This is a genomic window from Cryobacterium sp. TMT2-10 (genome assembly GCF_004403075.1).
GTDB classification, from domain to species: Bacteria; Actinomycetota; Actinomycetes; order Actinomycetales; family Microbacteriaceae; genus Cryobacterium; species Cryobacterium shii.
Map to the genome: position 1 here is coordinate 1 of NZ_SOGW01000114.1, position 6784 is coordinate 6784.

At 70.2% G+C, this 6784-nt stretch carries 6 protein-coding genes; 5 read left to right on the forward strand and 1 reads right to left on the reverse strand.

Annotated elements, in window-relative coordinates:
• The coding region (locus tag E3T37_RS14435) for a helicase HerA-like domain-containing protein (RefSeq protein WP_134367966.1) at positions 1–1728 on the forward strand (1728 nt) is incomplete at its 5' end.
• Positions 1729–1818: 90 nt separating this feature from the next.
• On the opposite strand, the gene E3T37_RS14440 is transcribed toward E3T37_RS14435, so the two are convergent.
• Complete coding sequence (locus E3T37_RS14440; protein WP_134367967.1) at positions 1819–2349, reverse strand: hypothetical protein; 531 nt, start codon at positions 2347–2349, stop codon at positions 1819–1821.
• Positions 2350–2569: 220 nt separating this feature from the next.
• Between E3T37_RS14440 and E3T37_RS14445 the strand changes: the two genes are divergently transcribed.
• From E3T37_RS14445 to E3T37_RS14460, 4 genes are all read left to right on the forward strand, one after another.
• Positions 2570–3937, forward strand: a complete 1368-nt coding sequence (locus E3T37_RS14445) for a TrkH family potassium uptake protein (RefSeq protein ID WP_134367969.1) — start codon at positions 2570–2572, stop codon at positions 3935–3937.
• Positions 3930–4628, forward strand: a complete 699-nt coding sequence (locus E3T37_RS14450; protein ID WP_174776164.1) for a TrkA family potassium uptake protein — start codon at positions 3930–3932, stop codon at positions 4626–4628. The genes E3T37_RS14445 and E3T37_RS14450 overlap by 8 nt, the downstream gene beginning before the upstream one ends.
• Before the next feature lie 133 nt (positions 4629–4761).
• Positions 4762–5715: an ABC transporter ATP-binding protein gene (locus tag E3T37_RS14455; RefSeq protein WP_174776165.1), complete on the forward strand. Its 954-nt coding sequence runs from the start codon at positions 4762–4764 to the stop codon at positions 5713–5715.
• Positions 5716–5899: 184 nt separating this feature from the next.
• Positions 5900–6688, forward strand: coding sequence for an ABC transporter permease subunit (locus E3T37_RS14460; RefSeq protein ID WP_241976035.1), 789 nt, complete (start codon positions 5900–5902; stop codon positions 6686–6688).
• Positions 6689–6784 lie beyond the last annotated feature (96 nt).

Here is a 6784-nt window from a genome sequence, read left to right on the forward strand (position 1 = left end):
GCCGAGGCCCCCGCCGCGCCGCCGCCTGCCGTGCCGACCAAGCCCCCCGATTCGCCGGCCGAGGCCCCCGCCGCGCCGCTTCCGGCCACTGCCGGCCCGCTCACCGCCGCGCAGGTCGAGACCATCCGCGCCGGCTACGCCTTCGCCGGGCCGGCACTGGGAATGGGGGCCCTCGTCAACGGCGACGCGCGCCCCGACGTGCCCATTCGCATCCCGTTGGCCATGACCAATAGGCACGGCCTCGTCGCCGGCGCCACCGGCACCGGAAAGACCAAGACCCTCCAGGTGCTGGCGGAGCAGCTCTCCGCCCACGGGGTCGCCGTGTTCGCCGCCGACATCAAGGGCGACCTGTCCGGCATCGCCACGGCGGGCACCCCGAACGAGAGGCTGCTCGCGCGAACGAAGGACATCGGCCAGGACTGGTCCGGCGAGGCGTCGCCCACCGAGTACTTCTCGCTCGGCGGGGTCGGCCGGGGCATCCCGGTGCGCGCCACGGTGGCGGGCTTCGGCCCGCTGCTGCTGAGCAAGGTGCTCGGTCTGAACGACACCCAGGAGTCCAGCCTAGGGCTCGTCTTCCATTACGCCGACCGGGCCGGCCTGCCCCTGCTCGACCTGACCGACCTGCGGGCGGTGCTCGGCTTCCTGATCAGCGATGCCGGCAAGGGCGAACTGACCGGCCTCGGCGGGTTGTCCCCGGCCACCGTGGGCGTCATCCTGCGCGAACTGATCACCTTTGCCGACCAGGGTGCCGACGTGTTCTTCGGCGAACCCGAGATCGACACCCGCGAGTTCCTCCGCACGACGGCGGACGGGCGGGGCATGATCAGCCTGCTCGAGGTGCCCGGCGTCGCCGACAAGCCCGCCCTGTTCTCCACCTTCCTGATGTGGCTGCTGGCCGACCTGTTCAACGACCTGCCCGAGGTGGGCGACCTGGACAAGCCCAAGCTCGTCTTCTTCTTCGACGAGGCGCATCTGCTGTTCAAGGACGCCTCGAAGGATTTCCTCGCCTCGATCACCCAGACCGTGCGGCTGATCCGTTCCAAGGGCGTCGGCATCTTCTTCGTCACCCAGACCCCCAAGGACGTGCCCGGGGAGGTGCTCGCGCAGCTCGGATCCCGGGTGCAGCACCAGCTGCGGGCCTTCACCCCGGATGACGCCAAGGCGTTGCGGGCGACCGTGTCGACCTACCCGAACTCCGGCTACGACCTCGAAGAGGTGCTGACCGGGCTGGGCACGGGCGAGGCGATCGTCACGGTGATGAACGAAAAGGGGGCGCCCAGCCCCGTCGCCTGGACCCGCCTGCGCGCGCCGCGGGGATCGATGGCGCCCACCGCGCCGGAGCAGATCGACGCCGCCGTGGCCGCTTCGCCCCTGTTGGCCGTCTACGGCGCCGCGATCGACCGCGACTCCGCCCGGGAGATGCTGGCCGTGAAGTTGGAAGCGGCGAACCGGGCCGCCGCTGCCGAGCAGGAAGCGCTCGCGCAGGCCAAAACGGCGGCGGCCGCCGAGAAGGCGCAGGACCTCCTCGACGCGAAGGCGGAGAAGGCGCAGAAGAAAGCGCAGGCCGAGTACGACCGGCTGATGCGGCAGACGAAGGGAACGACCCGCACCCGCACGAGTTCCCGCCCGCAGCAGAGCGTGCTCGAGCAGGTGCTCGGATCATCCGTCACCAAATCGATCCTGACCGGCGTCGTGGGCGGCATCTTCGGCACTCGCCGCCGGCGCTGACCGCAGTGAACGCGGCTGACCGCAGTGAGCGCGGCTGACCGCAGTGAGCGCGGCTGACCGCCGCCGACCGCCGCGAGCGCGGCGCCGGCGCTACTCCGCCCGGGTCGGCCGCCGCTCGAACCAGTACAACAGTTCGGGGCGCACCCGGTTGAGGTCCTGCAGGGTCATCGGCTCCGGCACCCGCACGACGGGGGCCGCCAGCTGGTCGACGACGGTTTCCATGGCGCCCTGCGAATAGAACTGGCCGCGCATGCGCAGCAGCAGGCGGCCGTCCGTGCCCGTGACGAAGAGCTGCGGATGCGTGTCGAGCGCCCCGCTCTGGTACAGATCCAGCAGCACGACGCTGCCGATCTCGTCCGTGTCGAAGTTGGTGACGCGGCCCAGGAAGCCTCGTTCCGAGATCCCCTCGCCGTCCACACGGATGACCGTGCGCGAGTAACCGAGGTACGCCAGCGCACAGAGACCGACGAGAACACCCTGGGCGGCGGCGATCGGCTGCCAGGTGCCGGTGGGAATGGTGAGCCAGAAAAGCACCGCGGAGACGGGTGCGACCAGGGCCAGCACGGAGAGCCCGGACTGGAGCAGAACCCGGCCGTAGGGTCGCAGAGCGTGTGTACGCATCCGCAATCCCCCGCTGAATCTCACCCTTGGTTCCCCCTCGCCGGTGTACTCAGATTATCGCTGTTTTGCGGATTCCGCGGCAGCCACCGCTTTGGGGGGCGGCCGTGAATCGGAAGTGGAGGAAGACGGCGCGCCGACACCCGGAAAGACGGCCCGTCGAACGCCCCAAGACGGCCCGCACCCGCCCCGCGGCGCGGCGCGGGAACCGTAGAGTAAGCAGGTGCAATCAAAGTCGGCGCGGACGAGCCGCGCGAGAACGCCGCGGGGCCGGTTGCACCCTGCCCAGGTGGTCACCGCGGGTTTCGCCGTGGCGATCCTGATCGGCACGGGCCTGCTGATGCTGCCGATCGCCTCGCCCGGGCCCGGCGGGGTGTCGTTCCTGGTGGCGGTCTTCACGGCGACCTCGGCGATCTGCGTGACGGGGCTCGTCACCGTCGACACGGCCACGGCCTGGTCAACCTTCGGTCAGGTCGTCATCCTGCTTCTGATCCAGATCGGCGGGTTCGGCATCATGACGTTCGCGTCCGTCATCGGGCTGGCCGTCGTGCGCAAGATGTCCCTGCGCTCGCGCATCACCACGGCGTCGGAGGCTGGCAGCCTCGGCCTCGAAGACGTGCGGGGCCTCATCCTCGGCGTCGTGCGCATCTCCCTGATCGTGGAACTCATCGTCGCGGTGCTCCTCAGCCTGCGATTCCTGATCGGCTACGGCGAGCCCCTCGGCCGAGCGGTCTGGCTCGGGGTGTTCCACTCGGTGTCTTCATTCAACAACGCCGGCTTCGGCCTGTTCAGCGACAGTCTCATCTCGTATGCCACCGACCCGTTCATCTGCCTTCCCGTTGCCGCCGCCATTATCATCGGCGGCCTCGGGTTCCCCGTGATCATGCAGTTGCGCAAGCACCTTCGGGCGCCGCTGCAGTGGACCATGAACACCCGGATCGTGCTGGTGGGCACGATCGCTCTCCTCGTGCTCGGCACCGTCTACATCACCGCGGTGGAGTGGTCGAACCCGGCCACGCTCGGCCCGCTGGACTGGCCGAGCAAACTCCTGGTGGGGTTCTTCCAGGCGGTGCAGACCCGCACGGCAGGCTTCAACAGCATCGACGTCGGGTCGATGGACTCCGCGAGCCTGCTGGGGATGGATGTGATGATGCTGATCGGTGGCGGCCCGGCCGGAACCGCGGGCGGCATCAAGATCACCACCTTCGCGGTGCTCTTCTTCATCATGCTGACCGAGATCCGCGGCGAGGTGGCGGTGAACGTGTTCGGCAAGCGCCTCTCGCGGTCCGTGCACCGCCAGGCGATCACGATCGTGCTCCTGGCCGTCGCCGTGATCACGGTATCCACCGTGGCCCTGATGCTGCTCACCGATTTCAGTCTCGACCAGCTCCTGTTCGAGGTGATCTCCGCCTTCGGCACCGTGGGCATGTCGACCGGGATCACCGCCAGCATGCCCGTCGCGGGCCAGGTCATCCTGATGCTGCTCATGTTCATCGGCCGGCTCGGGCCGATCGCGTTCGCGTCAGCTCTGGCCCTGCGAGAGCGCCGCACCACGTACGAATTACCGAAGGAGAGGCCCATCATTGGCTAAGTTTTCCCTGTTCGGGCACAACCAGCCCGCCCGCCTGGCGGAGGCCGACTCCGTCGTCGTGATCGGCCTGGGCCGGTTCGGCAGCTCGCTGGCCCTGGAGCTGATGGCCAGCGGCACCGAGGTGCTCGGCATCGACGGAGACGAGGAGATCGTGCAGGCGCACAACCGTCTGCTCACCCACGTCGTCCGCGCTGACTCCACCAAGGAGGAAACCCTCCGGCAGCTCTCGGTGCCCGAGTTCAGCAGTGCCGTCGTCGCCATCGGCGGCGACATCCAGGCGAACATCCTGACCGCGTCCCTGCTGCTGAAGCTCGGCATCCCCAACATCTGGGCGAAGGCTGTCAACGACCCGCACGGCGAGATCCTGCGCCAGATCGGAGTCTCCCACGTGATCTACCCCGAAAAGGACATGGGCAAGCGGGTCGCCCACCTCGTGCGCGGGGTGATGCAGGACTACATCGAGATCGACGAGAACTTCGCCCTGGTGAAGACGAGCCCGCCGAAGGAGATCATCGGCGTGCCGCTGGGGCAGTCGAGCGTGCGCACCATCCACGGCGTCACCGTCACCGCGTTCCACCGCCCGGGCGACGGCTGGAGCTACACGACCCTCGACACGCGGCTCGAAGCCGACGACGTCATCCTGATCGCCGGCGATGTGCGCAAGGTGGAGGCCTTCTCCCGGCTGACCTGAGGCCCACGGATGCCGCCGGCCGGCGACCCCGTCGGCGACCAGTTCGGCTGCCGCTCGGTCCGCCGCTCCGTCCGCCGCTCGGGCCCCGCTCGCCATCCGCCTGCCATCCGCCTGGCGGTGCCATGATGGCCCCATGAACTCCCCGGCACGGCCACCGTCCCCCTTCGCCGTCGAGACCCGCGGCCTCGTGAAGCGCTTCGGCGGCACGGTCGCGCTGGCCGGCGTCGACCTGGCCATCCCGGCGGGCAGCATCTTCGGCGTGATCGGCCCGAATGGCGCGGGCAAGACCACCACGATGCGGCTGCTGCTGGACATCATCCGTCCCACCTCGGGCCACCTCCGGGTGCTGGGAGAAGACCCTCGCGCCGGCGGGCCGAGGCTCCGCAGCCGGATCGGTTTCCTGCCCGGTGAGGTCTCCCTGCCGGGCCAGCTGACCGCCCGGCGGGTGCTGACGGACTTCGCGCGGATCAGCGGCCCGGTCGAGCCCGGGCGGGTCGACGAGCTGGCCGAGCGGCTCGGGCTCGACCTGGACCGGCGCGTGCGGCAGCTGTCCAAGGGCAACCGGCAGAAACTCAGCCTGGCGCAGGCGTTCCTGCACCGGCCGCGACTGCTCGTGCTCGACGAACCCACCAGCGGACTCGACCCGCTCGTGCAGCAGGAGTTCCAGGCCATGGCCCGGGAGGCCGCCGCGAACGGCCAGACGGTCTTCCTCAGTTCGCACGTGCTCAGCGAGGTGCAGGACACGGCCGACTCCGTCGCCATCCTGCGCCGGGGCCAGGTGGTGAAGACGGCCACCGTCACCGAGCTCCGCGAATCCGCCGTGCGCCACCTGCGAGTCGTCACCGAGGGCCTGACCGTGGCCGAGGCGCTCGAACGACTCTCACGGATGCCCGGGGTCGGCGGCGTCACCGCCCGCACCGTCGATCGTCCGGCCGGGTCGCTCCGGGTCGCTCCGGGTCGCCCCGGGTCGCCCCGTCCTTCACCGGAGCGTCCGGCACTCCCGCGGTCGTCGAATGCCGCGGCACGCTCGCCGGTCCCGTGCAGCCGTTCGTCGCCGCCGTCGCCGGGCTGTCCCTGCTCGACCTGAGCCTGGAGGAACCCAACCTGGAGGAAGCCGTGCTGGCGCTCTACTCCGAGGCGCCGGGGTCTGAGCCGCCGAGGTCTGAGCACCCGGCCTCTGAGCCGCCGAGGTCTGAGCACCCGGCCTCTGAGCCGCCGAGGTCCGAGCACCCGGCCTCCGAGCCCGGGGGGTGACTCCCGTGGCTAGCCGGATGCCCCTCTTCACGAAGGCGGCCCGGGACTCCTGGGCCGGCCTGCTCGGCTGGGTCCTGGCCATCGTGGTGTCCACGCTGGTGTACCTGCCGCTGTATCGCACCTTCGGTTCCTCCGCCATCCTCGACGACCTCATCAAGAGCATGCCGCAGGCGATGATCAGGGCGCTCAACTACGACCTGATCGCCACCGGCGCCGGCTACGTGCAGGCCACGATCTTTGGCCTGATCGGCTTCATCTTCCTGACGATCGCCGCGGTGAGCTGGGGCGCGCAGGCGGTCGGCGGCGACGAGGAGTCCGGTCGGCTCGAACTCACCCTCGCCCACGCGGTCACCCGCACCCAGATCGTGCTCGAGCGCGCGCTGGCCCTGGTCCTGCAGGTCCTCGTCCTCGCGGGAGTCACCCTGGTCATGGTGCTGCTGCTGAACGGCCCGGCGAATCTGAACGTCGATCCGGTCAAGGCGGTGGGGACATCCGTCGTCTTCGCGGCACTCACGCTTCTGTCGGGTGCCGTCGCGCTCGCCGTGGGGGCGTGGACCGGTCGCCGCCTGCCCGCCCTCGTCGCGGGCTCGGGGATCGCGGTGCTCGGCTATGCCCTGAACGGGATCGGCAACCAGAACCCCGACCTGGAATGGCTGCACCGGTACTCGCCCTACAACTGGGCGTTCGGCGACCAGCCGCTGCTCGATGGGGTCGACTGGGGCGCGGTGGCCCTGCTTTCCGGCCTCAGCCTGCTGCTCGTGGCGCTCGCCGTGGTCGGCCTGAACCGGCGGGACATCTCCGCCTGATCCCGGGTCGCGCTCGCAGGGTGCCGCCGTGCCCGTGCCGCCGTGCCGTGCCGCGCCGCCGTGCCGTGCCGCCGTGCCGTGCCGCCGTGCCGTGCC

Bases quoted from the DNA above. Each gene is read 5' to 3' on its own strand.
- E3T37_RS14440 (WP_134367967.1), bottom strand. From the start codon at position 2,349: ATGCGTACACACGCTCTGCGACCCTACGGCCGGGTTCTGCTCCAGTCC.
- E3T37_RS14455 (WP_174776165.1), top strand. From the start codon at position 4,762: ATGAACTCCCCGGCACGGCCACCGTCCCCCTTCGCCGTCGAGACCCGC.
- E3T37_RS14460 (WP_241976035.1), top strand. From the start codon at position 5,900: ATGCCCCTCTTCACGAAGGCGGCCCGGGACTCCTGGGCCGGCCTGCTC.